Source organism: Nostoc sp. UIC 10607, from assembly GCF_047228265.1.
In the GTDB taxonomy this organism is placed as follows: Bacteria; Cyanobacteriota; Cyanobacteriia; order Cyanobacteriales; family Nostocaceae; genus Nostoc; species Nostoc foliaceum_A.
The window spans coordinates 1-17,487 of record NZ_JBIQNW010000070.1 but is presented as its reverse complement, the minus strand read 5'-3'; the positions used below and the strand labels follow the sequence as shown (position 1 = coordinate 17,487).

Genomic DNA, 17,487 nt, shown 5'->3' with positions numbered 1-17,487 from the left:
CTATGGAATTTGAACTTGTTTAAGAGCGCGGGTAAGTACTCGCTGAGTAAATACACCAATCATGTGATGTCGATATTCACTAGAGGCATAACGGTCAGCAACAATAGTTAGTTCTTGATTACTAACTTGGGCTGTAGTTATACTTTCTCTTGCTAAATTAGCTGCTGTAGCAATATTCTTTGGTGTTGGAGCTTTACCCTGTATCCTATGTGCTAGTTGAGACAGTCGGAGAGGATAAGATGTAGCACCAGTTACAGCAACAGAGCATTTATCTACAACATCATTAGCAGATAACTCTACTAAGACAGCGATACCGCAGATAACATAGCCACTAGCTGGATGCTTTAAGAATTCATAGGCACTACCAGACCGAGAAATAGGGGCGGGAAAATCAATTGATGTGAGAATTTCAGGTATTTGCCATTGTGTTTGGATACCAAGAGAAATGAAATCATCTGCCGTTATCACCCGACTGTTGTTAGCACTGGTGAGATGAAAAGTTGCCTCCAGTACCAAAGCAACAGCCAGCAAATCACAGGCGAGGTCGCGGTAAGCGAAAATATCACCCATCCTCCCCCAGTTACGGATTTGAGGATCGCCTATGCTATTGGCCGCTTCTGCTAAAGCCTGATAATTTTTCTGCACTTCCGAGGAGGTAGCTACTTGGTCATAGGTTGTCATACCTCCAATTTGCAGAATACCGCCGGTTTCTTGTGGGAGTTTGATATCTTGCAAATTAGGAATTTTTTTGAGGTCTATTAACAGAGAAGGAGAGATTAGACCTGACTTGATGGCCGTCAGTAAACTGTGACCACCAGCCAGAATCCGGGCTTGCTGATTTTCGTGGAGTAGCTTTGCTGCTGCTGCTAAATTTTCAGGAGCAGCATAATCAAATTTAATAGGAAGCATTTGCAACGCCAAAATTTTCAGTGGTAATTGGCTAAATCACATCTAGCAAGATGCAGACATGGCCCGCCAAACTTTTTCTGGTGTTAGGGGGATGTCAATATGTTTAACTTTGAAGTCACTTAGGGCATCACAGACTGCGTTGACGATCGCTGCTGCTGTAGGCAAATTAGCTACATCACCTGCACCCTTAGCACCAATGGCAGTATTTGGGTTAGGGGTAACTGTGCGGGCAATTTCAAAGTTGGGCAATTGAGAAGCCTTAGCGATCGCGTAGGTCATATAGTTGTCAGTGAGAATTTGTCCCTTACTGTCATACACTGCCTCTTCACATAACGCCTGACTAATGCCGAGGTGTATGTTGCCGTGGGTTTGAGAGTCTACAATCTGGGGATTGCCGATATTGCCAAAATCGTCTACAGCCGCATATTTAACCACATCTACCTGACCCGTTTCTTCATCTACCTCCACCAAAACTGTATGAGTTCCAAAGGGAAAATTAAAATTTGGTGGATCGAAGAAAGTAATCACCTCCAACCCTGGCTCCATCCCTGCGGGTAAATCCCAAGCGTACCAAAGCGCTAAAGCAATATCCTGTAAAGTTCTTACCTGATCTGGCCTTCCTTGCACATAAAACTTACCATCTTGAATCACCACATCTGACTCTGCAACTTGCAACATATGAGCAGCCATGCGACGCGCTTTCTCATTAATCTTCTTACTAGCTTGGTAAACCGTTGCGCCTTCCACAGAAAAAGTCCGCGAGCCGTAACTCCCTTGCGCATAGATCGCCCCTTTAGTGTCTGAGTGCAGCACTTCTATCTGCTCTATGTCAACGCCAAGTACTTCAGCTGCTACCTGAGATAGTGTCGTTACATGACCTTGACCATGAGGTTGGCTACCAACTATCAGGCTGACCTCGCCACTGGGATGAACCCTGAGATGCACACTGCCCCAAGTACTGCCAATTAAACCTATTTGGTTATGCATCATGGGGGAAGGACCAACACCTGAGATGCCCACATAAGAACCAATCCCCACTCCCAAAAGCTTATTTCGCTTTTTCGCTTCTGCTTTCTGTTCCAGAATATGACTGTAATCAATCATCTCTAGAGCTTTTTCCAGGGCTGCTTCATAGTTACCTGAGTCATAAGTCCAGCCCAAACCGTTTTCATAAGGAAACTGATCGGGAGGTACCATATTTTTCCGCCGGACTTCGGCGGAATCCATACCGATTTCGCGAGCGAAAATCTCAACCATCCGTTCAATCAGAAACATAGCTTCGGCACGACCTGCACCCCGCAAAGGACCCACAGGAACAGTGTTAGTAAAAGCACAGTAAATTTCTGAAAAGGGATGGGCGATCGCATAAGCACCTGTGACACTGCGACCAGTTAAAGCCGTAGGTGCGGCTGGTCCATTAGTAGCGGGATAAGCTCCTAAATTGGCATAGATGGTATCGTGTAGCGCGGTAATCTTGCCATCTTTGGTGCCAGCAAGGGTGCTATAGTGAATTTGATCTCGACCATGTACTGTAGAGCGAGCTAAACCCGTTCGTGTGTCAATCCACTTGATGGGACGACCCAATTCTTTTGCCAAGAAAAGCACAAGCACCGTATCTGGATAGAGATAACCTTTAGAACCAAAGGCTCCACCAATATGGGGTGCAATGACGCGCAATTTGTTGTAGGGAATCTTCATTACTAGCTGAGACAGCAAAAAACGATTCCCATGAGGAATTTGAGTATTAGTCCACAAGGTATGTTCTTGTTTTTCGGGGTTGTAATCGCCAATAGAACCGCGAGGTTCTTCTGCATGATGAATGAGGCGCGGGTAGCGAATCCTTTGTTTAACCACTACTTCAGCATTAGCGATCACCTGCTGGGTTGCTCGTTTGTCGCCATAGCTGTTGTATTGGTTGAGATTTCCTGGCACTGTGTCATGTAGTTGAGGTGCATCAGGCTTGAGCGCTGCTTCGGCATTAGTTTCTATTGGGAGTGGTAAATAATCCACTTTAATTCCAGCTAAAGCATCGTAAGCTTGTTGTCGGCTTTCGGCTACTACCACCGCCACAAATTCACCAACGTAACGCACTTTATCTGTAGCTAGTACAGTTTGTGCCCCAGGAACGCCATAAGGATGAGGAGGAAATTTGGATGCCTCACCCCCAGGATTCATAATGCAGGGCAGAGGCATAATCTCACTAGTATCAGACGCAGTGATCACCTTAACTACGCCAGGCATACTCTGAGCAATACTAGTATCAATGCTTTTAATCAATCCATGTGCCTGGGAACTATACAAAATCGCCATGTGCAGCATATTAGGCAGGGTGATATCGTCGATAAATTGAGCCTCTCCCCGCAAAAACGCTGGATCTTCCCGCCGCTTAATCGATGTCCCTAAGATTTTATTAGCCATAATGCCCCTCCTTGAGAGTTGTGCTGTATTTGCTCTGGGGTTCCTCTCACCTGCTTCTCATATATATTTCTTTGTGCTTAAAATATGGGCGTTGCTAAATTGAAGGATGAAATTAAAAAATCAAGGATTCCCAACTCTTACACCATTTCACTTGCAGGTTGATACAAATAGACAGACGCGGAGACTGACTTGTAGCTTCAATTAAGTGAATTAATTTGAGATAGTTTTAAGGCTGCTTTGAGGGTATACCAAGAGAGGTTAGCGCATTTGATCCGCAGAGGTTGGTTAATAACCTGCATCACGTTGAGTCTTGCCAACTCTCTAGGTTGATCAGGGAAGCTACCTTGCCCTTGCATCATATTTTGGAAGCATTGCCCCATTTCCAAAGCTTCATCTACAGTTCTGCCTATTAAGGCATCAGCCATTAAGTCTGCGGATGCGATCGCGATGACGCAACCTTCCCCAATAAATTTGACATCCTCAATTATGTTACTTGTTTGATTTATCTGTATTGTTAGCTCAATCGTATCTCCACAGTAAGGCGTATGGCCACGATAATATCCATGTACTGGATTGGTTCGACCTCTATGTCGAGGTTGTTTGTAATGTGCCAAAATTACTTGTATTTTCAAGTCACGTTGATCATCCAAGGTAATCATGAGAATCTCTTTTAACTAGAATGTGACAGAATATTGGTTTCTAATACCTGTAAATCAGCGGTAGTATCAATGTCCAAGGGGTTGCCAGTGCGATCGCAAGCCACCTCCATTACTGGGTAGCTTTTCATTAATGCTCGTGCACCTTCGTCTCCCGTCAAATGCATCACCTCTGGCCACATCCCACGCCCTAACAGAACGGGGTTACGTCTAGCGCCTTTATAGGTAGCTACGGCAAAACTAACACCTTGATGATAAGCACAGGCAAGACGGCGATAAGCCTCAGCACCAATCAAGGGTTGATCGGCCAGTCCTACACACAAAGCACCAATGGTAAAATCTGGTTCTATAACTTGTATGGCTGTCTGGAGACTAGAAGCAATCCCTCGCTGCCAATCTGGGTTATGGACAATCAAAACATTTGCTGCTGCTGTTGCTACTTGTTGATGTTGATATCCTACTACCAGTAATATCGGCCCAAGTTTGCTATTAATAGCAGCTGTGAGGGCGTGACAAAGCAGCGATCGCCCCTGGAATAAAGCTAAAGGTTTGGGACAATCCCCATTAAACCTAGAACCTTTACCAGCTGCGAGTATGGCAATAGCAATCTTTTTTTGATTGGGATCAAGATTCAGCATAGAGAAATCACCTCCTGCTGTTGATTGAATTGTGAAATCCGGGGGTGAATTAGATTTTGGTTAGCATTAAGTCTCCCACCGCTACGTCCACTTCTTTGGGCAATTATCTCAGCCATAATTGATACTGCCGTCTCATCGGGGGTGATAGCACCAATGTCTAAGCCGATAGGGGCAGTGATTCGGTTAATTTCTGCTGTACTCAGTCCAGCTTCCTTCATTCGCTCAATTCTCTCGGCCGTAGCTTTGCGACTACCCATAGCTCCAATGTAAGCTGCTGGAGTATGTACAGCATTTACCAAAATTGGTAGATCAAATTTAGGATTATGAGTGAGTACTGCAATACTAGTGTGGGAGTCAACTGTGGTGGTTTGTAAGTAGTTACTAGGCCAGTCCACAACTATTTCATCAGCTTCCGGAAAGCGTTTTGGTGTATTCAGGCTAGAACGAGCATCACAGATCGTTACTCGATAGCCCAACATCTTGGCTAGTTTGCACAGCGATCGCGTAAAATCAACAGCACCAAAGATAATTAAGTGAGGTAGTCGAGCAAAAGAATGAATAAATACAGCTAGGTCTGTTTGGTGACACTCCCCATTAATGCCATAGTAGCGAATATCTCTTAATCCTTGTGAGAGAAATCCTTGTGCCTCAAGAGCTACTACTTGATCGAGATCCTGGCTACCAAGAAAGCCAAAACGCTGATTCTTGTCAGTCACAATCATCTTAGCACCAACACACTTTCCTGCAACTACTGTACACAGTGCTATAGATTGCTCCGATGCTTTACGAATAGCGTCAAAGATAACTGGTAGTGGTAAGTTCTTCTGAGCCGATGCTAATTCCAGTGATTCTACAAAAACTTGAATTGTGCCTCCACAGGTCAGTCCTACTTGCAAACCCAATTCATCAGCCACACCATAAGTTAGTAGCCGTGGCTGCCCTTGGGCGATCGCCCCTAAAGCTTCTTCAACCACAGCCGCTTCCACACAGCCACCACTGAGCGAACCTGTCACCTCGCCAGCCTCACTCACCGCCATCACCGCGCCTTTTTCTCTGGGACTTGACCCTACTGTATTAACTACAGTAGCCAAAGCAACAGCATGACCTTGAGTCAACCATTGTTCAATATCATTGAGTATTTCCTTCATAAATACCATGCGTCCCTTCTGAAATCTTTATTCTGGCTTCTTAGTGCTGCTGTATTTTTTCAGCAGTCAACCGTACAGCACTTATTACATTTTGATACCCAGTATCCCGTGAAAGGACACCATCCAACCAATGACGAATTTCCCTTTCACTAGGATTAGGGTTGCGTTGCAAGAGGTCAGTTAATAACATGATTAACCCTGGTGTAGAAAAGCCGCTTTGAACAGCGTACATTTCCCAAAATGCTGATTGCAGTGGATTCAGTTGACCATTTTCCGCAAGACCTTCAATAGTTACAACCTCGCCGCCATCAGCCTGAACAGCTAATATATATGAGCTTTTGACTGACAATCCGTTGAGCAGAACTGTACATACTCCGGAAGTTGAACCGCCGTCATTTTTGGTTCCCGTCAAACCTAAATAATCCCGCAGAAAATCCATCAACAACAGTCGTGGTTCAACATCTGCACTGTACTGTTTGCCATTAACCGTGAGGGAAACTTTCATGGCAATACCCTTTTAATTTCAGGGTGAGTCAACAAACCGAATAGCTTTAGGCCACAGAACCATCAGCATACTGAGTCATACCAGCAAAGTGGATAGCAATTTTCCCATCTTTTAAAACCCAACTATCAGCAAAGCGCATTTTTACTTCACCATTGACAGTCTGCATTGTGATTGCTTCCACAATCATCAGAGTTTGGGGATTTTCAGTCTCAGCCCAAAAAGCAATATCACTTTCTAACCCTTCAACATCAAGTATCCCGCGAAAATGTTTTTTTAATTCTTCATGCCCTCTGTAGTAAAGAGGCTTTCTTTCAATGCTACTAATCAGCAAAGCATCATCAGTATATTGATTCTGCAATACACCTTCAATATCCTTTTTCTGAAGGTATTGAATGTGTTCTTTATACATTTTTCCCATGTGAGAGTTGGGTACTTCTGCCATGATTAAATTCTCCTGAGTTGATAAAAATAAATCAAGAAACCATACTAATTAGATGGCTGGTACTTACCGATGATGTAAAGTCATTTTTATGCCATAGCGAGGGGCAAATGACTTCTGCGGATGCGGCTCGAGTACCTGGTTTGGTAAGAGTTTTCCTTGCCAATGCTGTGCCAAGGTCGCTAATATCAGTGTGTCTTCTATCCAGGCAAAATCTCTACCAAGACACTGACGGGGCCCTGCACTAAAGGGAAAAAAGCTAAATTTTGGACGAGTTGCCACAACTTCTGATGTCCAACGCTCAGGATGAAAGCGCTCTGGGTCAGGAAAGTAACGGGCATCATGATGTGTAACTCGTTGAGAAACCAGCACAATAGAGTCAGCTGGTATCAAATCATCCCCAAATGATACATCTTGTCTAACAAAACGTCCGACTAGCCAAACTGTAGGATAAAGCCGTCGCGTCTCGTTAAGTATCATTTGCGTATACGTTAGTTTTTCAACATCTGCAAATGTTGGGGTATGTCCTGCCAGAATATTTGTCAGTTCAGTATGTAGCTGTGCCTCTACCTCAGGGGCTTGTGATAGCAAATACCAAGTCCAAGATAGGGTTGTCACTGTCACTTCATGCATAGCACAAAATGTCTTCAAGGCTATATCAGCTACTTGCTCATCACTAAGTTGGAGTTGTAGTAATGCAGAGAGGAGAGACTGAGAATGTAAAGACGTATGCTGTGCAACAATTAAATTGTGAATAATGCGGAGAAGCTCAGAACGAGCTGCCTGCATTTCTGGTGTTATGGATACCTCTAATGGAGGCACTGTATCCCCTAAAATGGCAGCAACAGTATCAAAACCATAACCCACATCCATTGTCAGCAGCGCGTCAACAATCGCGGCACTTTCTGTCTCTAACTCTTCTTGAAACAGGGTTTTAGAGACAATGGGTACTGTAAGACGCATCATCTCTCTGTAGATGTCTACTATGGGTGACTGGTGCTGTTGATACATATTTTGCCAACGAGCATCTGTCTTGAGAGCTGCCTCCACAATGGCAGGGGCATAAGTCGGAATCAAGTCCTGTTGCAACAGGGGTATCATTGGGGCAATGTCATTTATATAAGACTTTTCTGTAGCTGCATCTTTGCGTTTGGCAAAAATTTCACTTCCTCCCAAATAAACTTGACGAATCCAGTCAGGACGGTTAAGCAAGTAAATGTCTCTTGAGCCAAAGGGTAGTCGGACAATATCACCGTAGGTTTGAGCAAGATTTGTAATGAAGGGGACAGGATTTTGCCGCAATGCTTGCAGTGTGCTTTCAAAGCTGGCATTAGGTGGTGTAACTATATTTGAAGATTTCGTCGCATTAATATATGACATAGGCGAAGAACTTACTCTTGAATATATGGGCTGTGATTCAGCCATGAATAATTATGTCTGAGGCTTTTTCACCAATCATCAGACAAGGAGCATTAGTGTTACCACTGACAATTGCTGGCATTATAGAAGCGTCTGCTACTCGCAGTCCCTCAACTCCATATACCCGCAGTTGAGGATCGACCACTGACAGGCGATCGCGTCCCATTTTACAGGTGCTTGTGGGATGCCATTCGGTAAAACAGTTGGCACGGATGTAATCACGCAGTTCCGGCTCTGTTTTTATGGCAGATCCAGGGGTTAGTTCTCTAGGGCCAATCTTTGACATGGCTTTTGTGTTCATTAATTCACGCACTATTTCAACACCCTTCACCAATACCTGCACATCAATATCACACTGCATATAGTTAGTGCGAACGACCGCTAAATCCAAGGGATTGTTAGAACGCAGGGTAACACTGCCCTGACTTTGGGGGCGTAACAGTGTTGGACAGCAGAGTAAATGTGTCCCACCAATAAAGACTCCCCCCTCAGCCTCGTCAGAGAATAAAAAACTACTGAACAAAAACTGCAAATCAGGGGCAGTATTCTCCATCCCAGTGCGGCTATGGGTAAAAAAACCTACTTCAGTGATCACTGAAGGTGGGGGTTGTGGTTCTTGACATTCAAACCCCATCCTTAAGAGTGTGTGATCTTGCAGGTTTTGCCCTACCCCTGGTAAATCTACAACAACTGCAATATCGTGGAGCCTTAAATGTTCTGCTGGGCCAATACCTGACAACATCAGTAGTTGAGGCGAGGCAAACGCACCAGCACTGAGGATAACTTCACCCTCTGCGATGACTTGATGCAGAGTGCCTTCCTGAAGATACTCCACACCCACAACGCGCTTCCCTTCTAGCAGCAGATGGGTGACTTGTGCTTGAGGTGTCACTGTCAAATTTGGACGATTTGTGGCTGGGAGTAAGTAAGCAACAGCAGCACTACATCGCTTACCGTCTGGGGTGTGAGCAAATTGGTACACCCCTGCTCCATTCACCATATCAGGCCCATTGAAATCAGTGGGAGGAGGTTTATATCCCAATTCAACGACAGCAGCTAAAAAAGCTTTGGCGGCACTGGTTAAATCGGTATGGTCTACTACGTGGACTGGGCCCCCAACACCGCGATATTCAGAAGCTCCACCTGCATAGTCTTCCATTTTCAGAAAATAAGGTAAGACTTCTTTATAGCTCCAAAACTCGTTACCCAGATAGTTCCAGTTATCGTAGTCGTATTTGCTTCCTCGGACATGGATCATCCCATTGACTGAGCTGCTACCACCGAGGACTTTACCTTGGGTAATGGGAATTCTACGTCCACCTAGATAGGTTTCTTCTTCAGTTAAATATTGCCAATCGGCATCTGTATTCCAAGTGCCGAAAAAAGAGCGCAAGTCCGAATTACGGAAGGCTGGTTTATGATCTGTATTGCCTGCTTCTAACAGGAGAACATTGGTATTAGGGTTTTCACTCAGACGACGGGCAATTACACAGCCTGACGTACCAGCCCCAATTACAATATAGTCATGGACTTTGTTGCTCATGATTATTGCTTTGTTTCCTCAGGTTAATGTTTAAATCCTGGCCGAGCCTTCGTAATACTCTAATTTGTCAACTATGTACTTCACGATTATCGGTTTACCGATTGTGGAGGAGCGCCGAGTGACCCAGCGTTGGTGAGCGTCGCAGTTGATGCGATCGCTTTTCGGATTAGGTGGGTTCCACATACTAGCTTGCCACTGCACAACAATTTTGACTTCTGTCGTGTCATTGACCGGGGTCGGGGTGACTTCTTTTAATGTGTGAATTTCATCAAAAAACACGCGGATAACTCGCTGATACCAGCGTTCAAACCCTGCATACCCGTGGGCTGTAGTCTCTGGAAATACCATCTCTAGGTCTTGATCTGCCAGCAATGGCAAAATTTCAACCATTGGCGCATGAACATCCAATTTTCTGTACCATTGGGTAACAAGTTCTTTGATGTCGGTTTCCGTTAGGGGCGCTAAGCTATCAAGTGTTAAATTACTCATACCTGACTTCTCTGTGACTTTTGATTCAGTGTTGTTTCCTTCGTAATTAGCAATGATGAAGTGACAAAATTACTGACCACATTTAACACCAATCATTTCAGGGTGAACATCTGCCTCAACTATGACATCAATGAGAAAAGGGCCTTTATGAGCTAATGCCTTTTGAATTGCTGAAGCAATCTCTGGAGGTTTCTCCACACGCACACCCTCAACTCCCATCGAACGAGCCATTTCCACAAAATCAATCTCTGGTTTAGACAAATCAAAACTGAGAGGATATTCATGCTGTTGTATACCCCGCTCTTGCCAATAAGCTTGGATATTAATTTGTAACAATCTATAAGACCGATTATTGCAAATTACAAACTTGGCATCTATATTGTGACGAGCAGCCGACCAGAGTGCTTGAATTGTGTACATAGCAGCACCATCGCCAGTAAAACCAATCACAGTTTTGCCGGGGTTAGCAAGTTTGACTCCAATTGCTCCGGGAATTCCCACACCCAAAGAACCACCACGAGTCAGGAAATAATGCTCTGGTTCAGTTGGAGTTAAATAACGTGTCAGATTTGGCGAACAAGTCAGAGCTTCGTCAAAGATGATTGCATCTTTTGGTAAGTAATTTGCCAGTTCTGCCGTGAAACGAGAAAAGTTTAATGGTACTGCATCTTGAATATGTCGATCAACTTCTAACTGATGGTTATAGTTTGCTGCTTTCGCTTGGCTAATTTCCGAAGTTCGCTTTTTGGCTGCTTCTTTTTGTTCCGGTGTTATCAGTGCTTCCAGGATAGTTGCTAAGTGAGCAAGGGTCAATTTTGGATCACTGACCATAGCCAAATCTACTGGATGATTTTTCGCAATCTCATAGGCATTTAAGTCAATATGAATAACCTTGGCACCAGGAGCAAATATATTACCTAGTTCCGGGAAAACCTCTGGCAAAAGGTAAGTACCACAAACTAAGTTGACATCACCTCTAGTAGTGATGGGTCGGCTGTAATAGCCAAACATATGTCCGGTCATACCTTGATACAGAGGATGGGCATAACTCATGTTTAACTCACCAGCATCAACTTCCCAGACCTCTGCACCCAAGAGTTCAGCAACACGGGTCAACTCATCTTGTGCGTCAGAATAAGCCACTCCGTCTCCCACTAAAATCATTGGCTTATGAGCAGAGGCTAAGATAGTTGCTGCTGTTGTGAGCAATTCTTCATCTGGCACAACTCTGGTGGATGGGATGGAAGTTGGTCGGACTTCTTCAACTACGGGAGCATCTAAAATATCTACTGGTAGACAAACATAGACAGGCCCCATTGGTGGAGTGGCCGCAATTTTGATAGCCCGACGCAATACTCGCAGCAATGAAGATGGCTCCATGACCATTGTTGACCACTTAGTAACTGGTTTTGCAAAAGCTACTAAGTCGCCAGCCATTTGAGCGTCCATTGCTTGGTATTTAATACCTGCATCACCACCAATCACTACCAGCGGTGAGTGACCTCGGTATGCCTGATAAAGTGCGCCGATTGCATTTCCTAAACCTGGTGTACTATGAATTTGCACTAAAGCAGGCTTTTTAGTTGCTCTAGCGTAACCATCAGCTGCCATCACAGCGACAGATTCTTGCAATGTCAAAATGTACTTCAAGTCTGGATACTCCCGAATAGCATCCAAAAATCCTTCTTCTGATGTGCCAGGATTACCGAACATATAATGGATGCCATCTGCCAAAAATTGTTCCAGAATTGCAAAGCGGCCTGTTTTGTTAGTCATGGATTATACCTTCTGCAACTATCAATTGCATACAGCGTTGATCGCGCATTACCATCCAGATATTTCAACTCTGTCTGACTTTACCAGCCATAGCGCTTGAGTCCTGTTTCAAGGACTTCTACCAATTTTTGACCAGTTAGATAAGAGTCTGGCGTAGAACGTCCTGTGATAAACGGATAATCAACAATCACTGATGTTGGTCTACCTACATTACCGTGGTACTGTCCGTCTGGTCCTGTAGCATCACGGAGTATGTATTCTAGAGGATAGAATGGCGTACCAAAGTTAATATTGTTCAGACATGGGTCGATGTTAGTCCCGTTAAATCCCGTACCATCTTTGTAGTCATATTCCAAGCAATGGCCTGTGACGTGCTTACCCCAAATAATGCTTTTGCGATCGCCAAAATCACGCGCAAATGCCAGACATGCAACGCCGTAACATTCTGCGGCTACTGGCTTACCCATTTGATAAAAGCTCAAAATGAGATCGTGTACTCTTTGGTTATCAGCTAAATCAACCATTGGGCCACTACCACCAACAATGAGAATGGCATCGTATGTTTGCAAATCTCTTTGTTGGACTTCATCTAGCTTTCTGTAGTACTCCTCCATTTCCCGCAAGAATTTTGGCGAACTCCAGTAAGGTCTTTCTGGTAGCCAATCTCTGAGATTTTTCGGGTTGTTTAACCGTGGATTGTTGGTGTCATCTATTTGTCTGACCTTATCGGCCATATCTTGAGTAGTGACTGGTCTGCCTAATGGTGGGTCAACAAAAGTTGGATCCATGCTCACCCCTAGTGCTACGGGTCTTTTACCATTCGGGGTGGCGAAGTCAACTTGGTATCCAGCTGCATCAAAGGTTTCTAGGGGGCCTACTAGTTCTTCTCCCCAGTAACCCCACTCTGATAACACAATCAAAATCTTTGTCATGGGATGATTTCCTTTGTTTTTCTAGGTAACTCCTACCAACTCTTGACCTTGAGATACTATTTGGTGAGCGATCGCATCAATAAATGCATACACGTCATGTCCGGCTCGTCCTGTTACTAAGTCTTTATCAACCACAATATTTCCTGGATCATTTGGTGGAGAATTTACAGGTGGCGGTACATAAACAGCACCAGCATTAGTAATATCTGCCAGCACTACTTCATGACAGATTACCCTTCGTCCTCGGAGTAATTCTGGCATTGGTGTCAGTAACCACAATCCATGACAGAGTAAACCTTTGATAATCTTGGGATTTGCCATTGCTTGAGCAAAAAACTGAACTGCTGGTGCAGTACGCGTCTGTTCTGGATTAATCTGCCGTCCTGATGGTGGTTCAAAGTAGCGCAGACGTACACTGGTGTAGTTAGCTGCCATAATGACAGCCGCATATTCATTGACATTTACTTTCAGAAAGTCGATGTTAACTTCCAATGTTGCGAGGGACGTTTCCTGTCTATTGATCCGATCCGCTTCTTCTACACTATCAACATCAGCTGCAAAGCGAACGCTTTGATTTCCCCACAGCCGAGACATTAAATGGACAGTTGCTCCAAGTTCAAAAAAGCGTGTTTGATATGCCGCGATCTCATAGGGAATGTATTCAGTTTCGACGAGTATGGCGATTTTCTTGCCTTTTAGCATTCGGGTTACCATAACTTTTTGCTTAAGCCTTAGGTGTAAATTCCACAATGATTTCTGCTTCTGAACCAAGTTGAAATTCTTTCTCTCCCAGTTCAATTCGGAAGTTATCATGGTCTATTGATGTGCGATCGCTACCATCAATGCTGACTCTGCTCACTTCCAGAGTATTGGGTCTAACAAAATCAGGTAAAATATTGAGCGATCGCTGGCGACAATGTTTGTCAGGTTTGAAATACAAACAGAAGGGTTCTTTTGTCACATAGCTACTTATATATATATGAGCCAAATAATTTAGCTCAAAAGCATGGTATCCAGAAATTGAATGTCCACCTTTTTGTGCATATTGTCCTGAAGTAATTGCATCTCCACTCTCACTAACTCGGAAGAAAATACCTTTATTGTCTTGATCAAGAAAGAATAGATTCCAAAATGCGGCAGTTTCTCGTGCTAACCGTAAATACTCTTGTTTTTGGTCATGATTTTCATTACTGCAACCATGAAGAATTAAGTAGGCTAATAGGGATTGTTCTTGTTGCCAGAAGTCTTTAGTGTTGAACCAAGGAAATTCTAGTGGCGTTCCATTTTGAGGATTACGTTCTAAAGTATCAAAGATTCCACCCCTAAATAGATCTACGCCAATCTCTGCCATCTTCATGCCTAAATTATCTGCTAGCTTCATCAACTTATCGGCTAAACGTTGTGATTCTTCGGCTTCTTGCGCGTTATCAGCAGCAGATTGGGCAGCTAGAGAGTAATAATAGTTGGCAACACGAGTCAGGTTCCAGGCAATCTTCAAATTGTGTCCCACGACAGCACGATTTTGTTGCCACCGCCAATTATGGTCTGGTTTCCAATCCCGTAAAAATCGCTCATTCACAAACGGAACATTAGGATCTGGGTCGGGAAATCTATCGACAATGATTGTGGATGTTGTTTTGAGAATCTTCTTGGAAGTTTCTAAGAATTTTCGGATTTCTTCGTGACCATGATCAGTTATTGGCAAAGGTTCTAATGCCAGAATGACATTAATTAAATAAGCCGGTATATGATCCCCAATTGAATTCCAATTTTTTCTAGCTTGATTGTCACCAAGAGCAGGACTATCCCAATTTAATGTCACATAATCAAGATGTGAAAAGTAATCACCGTAAGCATGTTGACCATACTCTGATTCTGGGTCGGTGAAGAAATCATTAAAGACACGAACAGTTCGCTTGATATCATCAAGTACTTCCCAATCTAAAGTGATGCGATAATATTGAGCTAATCCAGCTAAGGCGTAAATTTGCTCGTAAAGTGGGATTGTATCTCTATCATCTTCGTTGAGAGAACGTAAATACAACTCATAACTGTACTTCGTCTTGCGCTTACCAAAAGCCCAAAAACAATGTTTGCCATCAGATGTTAAAGTGCGAAAAGTTTCTCGTAGGTATTGAACTCCAGCACGAGCAGCTGAAAGATAGCGTTCACCTCCAGTTAGCAAGTAAGCAGAGGAAAGACCATAGATCAGCCTGGAGAGAGTGGCACATTCCTGGATGTCATCATCTGCTGGCAAACCGATGATGTTCAAGTTAGTTCGGTAAAGCGCAAAATCATCGATTTCATAAGTTTGTTTATTGGGAAATAAATAGCCTAACCAACTATCTGCTAAACGAGAAATTTGCGTCAGCCACCAGTGTGTCTGCTCAAAAACGAATTCGTCTTGGCCTCTATATGAATTTAGTAAGCTAACAATGCGAGCGTTATATTGGCAGCTACCGTTATTTTCTATATATACCCCTTGTAGAACTACTAAGCTATCAGGCTGGATGTATTTTCTCACTGAATCTGCTGGCAAGGACTGATGAAAATTTTCAGGATTTGGCACGCGATCGCGGTTGATACCATCTAAATTCTGTAAAAATTGAAATCGTGTTTCTCTACCCACTGCAACCCGAAATTCATCTCCACTACGGCATTTAATACTAAATTTCCCTTGCTCCTGTGCAATATCAGTAACTTTGCCCATTAGGGTTGTGTTCACAGTAAATTGCTTCATAAATCCCTTCCTGTAATTTTGTATTAAAATTCTTTGCTTAAATTAGCTCATTTGAACCCTCATTAATAGATTCGTCCGCAAATTAAATTTGCGTAAATAAAGATAGAATGTAAATTTTAATCTCTGTCAATTCTAATATTTACCAAATATTGCTATTAAAGGATTCTTATACTTTAGGTTGGTTTGCCCTGGTAAATATTCAAGATTACGGCTATTGTCTAAGTTGGCAATATATTCTATTATATTTATGTCTAAATGCCAACAAATATTAAACCAGTAAATCAAAATCTTGTTTCAAAAAAATCAGTCAAATGAAGCGCAGTTATCAAAAATCATTTTTAGGTCTGACTTCATATCCATAAGTATCCAGGTAAATGCAAAATCTCTGTTAATTACATACCCTTAAATTGCATCCCTTAATTTATCTTCTCGGATTCATTATCAGATATCAATTTAAATCTGCCAACCAAATAGATAATCAAGCAGGTAGTAATAAAATTGCAACTCTTGTTAACCAGTAATTAGTTCTAAGCTCGTCGAAGCTATCTATATGAACTTAGTACGAATTTAGTTTAGAAAAAAACAGCAATCCTCTATCTTGAGTCAGATAATATTTGGTATACAAATATACAAATTAAGTTTACTGCCTTACTTGAGATATAAATAAGCGAAATTTTTCTATTCCTAAATATAGGTTATTTGTTTTTGGATTTTAATTAGTTAATCCTGAAATCTAAATCTAAGCGTATTATTAGTCCTTTTAGGTTCAATATAGAAAATATCAATAGAAATCTTTAGCTTCTTTCTAGCTGAAATATAAATTTCTTTAAAATTCATTTAATTACTAGCTTTTTCTGCCCAAGCATTTTTATTTTCAAATATTACATAATTAATTTTTAAGCCCAAATGTCTGTTCCACTATCCATCGTTTTGGCAATCACTCAAATGTTTTTGATATCCTTTCAATCACCTCAACACGAACTTGGTCTCCGCAAACCTGTTTGACGGCTTGAGCGAAGTTTTCTTCCGAATAGCCCTGATCTACCCAAACAACTTCCAATTTGGACAATTCCTAAGCCGCTTCATGAGGATGTAAATCTGTGAGCGCAGACAAGGACGCTAATAGGTTAGTGCTATATCATGAGGGAAAAATGGTAACTGTCCGGTTATGGCGGCTATAAAAGGACACTCCTCATTCCCTACTCAAATTTCTTCTTGAACCGATAAGCCATTCCAGCATGGCAACTCTTAGAGACCCTCCGCGATCGCTTACCGCTTTCATACAACGAGTTATTTATTGCACTGTTGCATTGTGTATTTGTCGGATTAACCTATTGTTTACTAGCTGTATCGTCACTTCTGCTGCTTCCACACAAGGTTGTACTCCCTTTCAACAGCCGCCAGCAGCTTTGCCTGCAAGGATGACAGATAAGGTTTGGCTTGTTTTCCCAACCCCTGCAACAGCCAATCCACAGAAGAGTCACGGGTGATCACTTGATGCAACTGCCGTAACCTCGCACACAACTGCTGCATAAAAAAGCAATCTTCATCAAGTAATTTCAGTGATTTCATCTGTTCGATTTTTACGGTGTAGTCAGCGTCCCAGGTCTGGACTGTACAATTGTATTCCCCAACGTGGCTGACCACTCCCCAATAACCCGCTTTACCCCTCAAGTCTGGGTTATCCTTTGGCAAAAGAATGCATATTTCACCAATGTGGTAAGGATTGGGTACTTTCGCCCTTTCGCGTATCCTGTCCACCACGTCTTTCACGATCCGACCGGATGGAATCTTATTCCCAGCTGTTTGAGTCGATGGGGGATATTATTCCCCGCACCTCTCAGTTAGATCCGTGCGTACCCGTTTCCGTGTACA

General features: G+C 43.0%; 15 protein-coding genes and 1 pseudogene. All 16 read right to left on the bottom strand.

The window, feature by feature from the left end; translation table 11 throughout:
- Positions 1–909: an FAD binding domain-containing protein gene (locus ACEYW6_RS31065; protein ID WP_196512132.1), complete on the bottom strand. Its 909-nt coding sequence runs from the start codon at positions 907–909 to the stop codon at positions 1–3.
- A gap of 42 nt (positions 910–951) precedes the next feature.
- Positions 952–3,327: a xanthine dehydrogenase family protein molybdopterin-binding subunit gene (locus ACEYW6_RS31060; protein ID WP_412982808.1), complete on the bottom strand. Its 2,376-nt coding sequence runs from the start codon at positions 3,325–3,327 to the stop codon at positions 952–954.
- A 197-nt stretch (positions 3,328–3,524) separates the two neighbouring features.
- Positions 3,525–3,986, bottom strand: a complete 462-nt coding sequence (gene sufU / locus ACEYW6_RS31055) for a Fe-S cluster assembly sulfur transfer protein SufU (RefSeq protein ID WP_412982807.1) — start codon at positions 3,984–3,986, stop codon at positions 3,525–3,527.
- A gap of 11 nt (positions 3,987–3,997) precedes the next feature.
- On the bottom strand, positions 3,998–4,621 hold the full coding sequence (locus ACEYW6_RS31050) for an NTP transferase domain-containing protein (protein WP_163933613.1): 624 nt from the start codon (positions 4,619–4,621) through the stop codon (positions 3,998–4,000).
- Positions 4,615–5,778: an XdhC family protein gene (locus ACEYW6_RS31045; protein WP_412982806.1), complete on the bottom strand. Its 1,164-nt coding sequence runs from the start codon at positions 5,776–5,778 to the stop codon at positions 4,615–4,617. Before ACEYW6_RS31045 ends, ACEYW6_RS31050 begins: the two co-directional genes overlap by 7 nt.
- Positions 5,779–5,809: 31 nt before the next feature.
- Positions 5,810–6,274, bottom strand: a complete 465-nt coding sequence (locus tag ACEYW6_RS31040; protein ID WP_196512128.1) for a (2Fe-2S)-binding protein — start codon at positions 6,272–6,274, stop codon at positions 5,810–5,812.
- Between the two features lie 46 nt (positions 6,275–6,320).
- Positions 6,321–6,716: a nuclear transport factor 2 family protein gene (locus ACEYW6_RS31035; protein ID WP_412982805.1), complete on the bottom strand. Its 396-nt coding sequence runs from the start codon at positions 6,714–6,716 to the stop codon at positions 6,321–6,323.
- Positions 6,717–6,779: 63 nt separating this feature from the next.
- Positions 6,780–8,093 carry a cytochrome P450 gene (locus ACEYW6_RS31030; protein WP_412982804.1) on the bottom strand — a complete coding sequence of 438 codons (1,314 nt, stop codon included), beginning with the start codon at positions 8,091–8,093 and terminating at the stop codon, positions 6,780–6,782.
- A gap of 37 nt (positions 8,094–8,130) precedes the next feature.
- Positions 8,131–9,675, bottom strand: coding sequence for a GMC family oxidoreductase (locus ACEYW6_RS31025; RefSeq protein ID WP_412982803.1), 1,545 nt, complete (start codon positions 9,673–9,675; stop codon positions 8,131–8,133).
- 30 nt (positions 9,676–9,705) lie between these two features.
- Positions 9,706–10,164 carry a hypothetical protein gene (locus ACEYW6_RS31020; protein WP_196512124.1) on the bottom strand — a complete coding sequence of 153 codons (459 nt, stop codon included), beginning with the start codon at positions 10,162–10,164 and terminating at the stop codon, positions 9,706–9,708.
- 69 nt (positions 10,165–10,233) lie between these two features.
- Complete coding sequence (locus tag ACEYW6_RS31015; protein ID WP_196512123.1) at positions 10,234–11,940, bottom strand: thiamine pyrophosphate-binding protein; 1,707 nt, start codon at positions 11,938–11,940, stop codon at positions 10,234–10,236.
- 80 nt (positions 11,941–12,020) lie between these two features.
- Complete coding sequence (locus tag ACEYW6_RS31010; RefSeq protein ID WP_412982802.1) at positions 12,021–12,872, bottom strand: type 1 glutamine amidotransferase domain-containing protein; 852 nt, start codon at positions 12,870–12,872, stop codon at positions 12,021–12,023.
- Positions 12,873–12,893: 21 nt separating this feature from the next.
- Positions 12,894–13,586 carry a DJ-1/PfpI family protein gene (locus ACEYW6_RS31005; protein ID WP_196512121.1) on the bottom strand — a complete coding sequence of 231 codons (693 nt, stop codon included), beginning with the start codon at positions 13,584–13,586 and terminating at the stop codon, positions 12,894–12,896.
- 10 nt (positions 13,587–13,596) lie between these two features.
- The gene (locus ACEYW6_RS31000) at positions 13,597–15,612 is read right to left on the bottom strand and encodes an AGE family epimerase/isomerase (protein WP_412982801.1); all 2,016 of its coding nucleotides are present in this window, start codon (positions 15,610–15,612) and stop codon (positions 13,597–13,599) included.
- A 940-nt stretch (positions 15,613–16,552) separates the two neighbouring features.
- Positions 16,553–16,684, bottom strand: a pseudogene (locus ACEYW6_RS30995) (IS5/IS1182 family transposase); the annotation flags it as partial.
- A gap of 281 nt (positions 16,685–16,965) precedes the next feature.
- A complete protein-coding gene (locus ACEYW6_RS30990; protein ID WP_412982800.1) occupies positions 16,966–17,373 on the bottom strand; it encodes a hypothetical protein in 408 nt (135 codons plus the stop codon).
- Positions 17,374–17,487 lie beyond the last annotated feature (114 nt).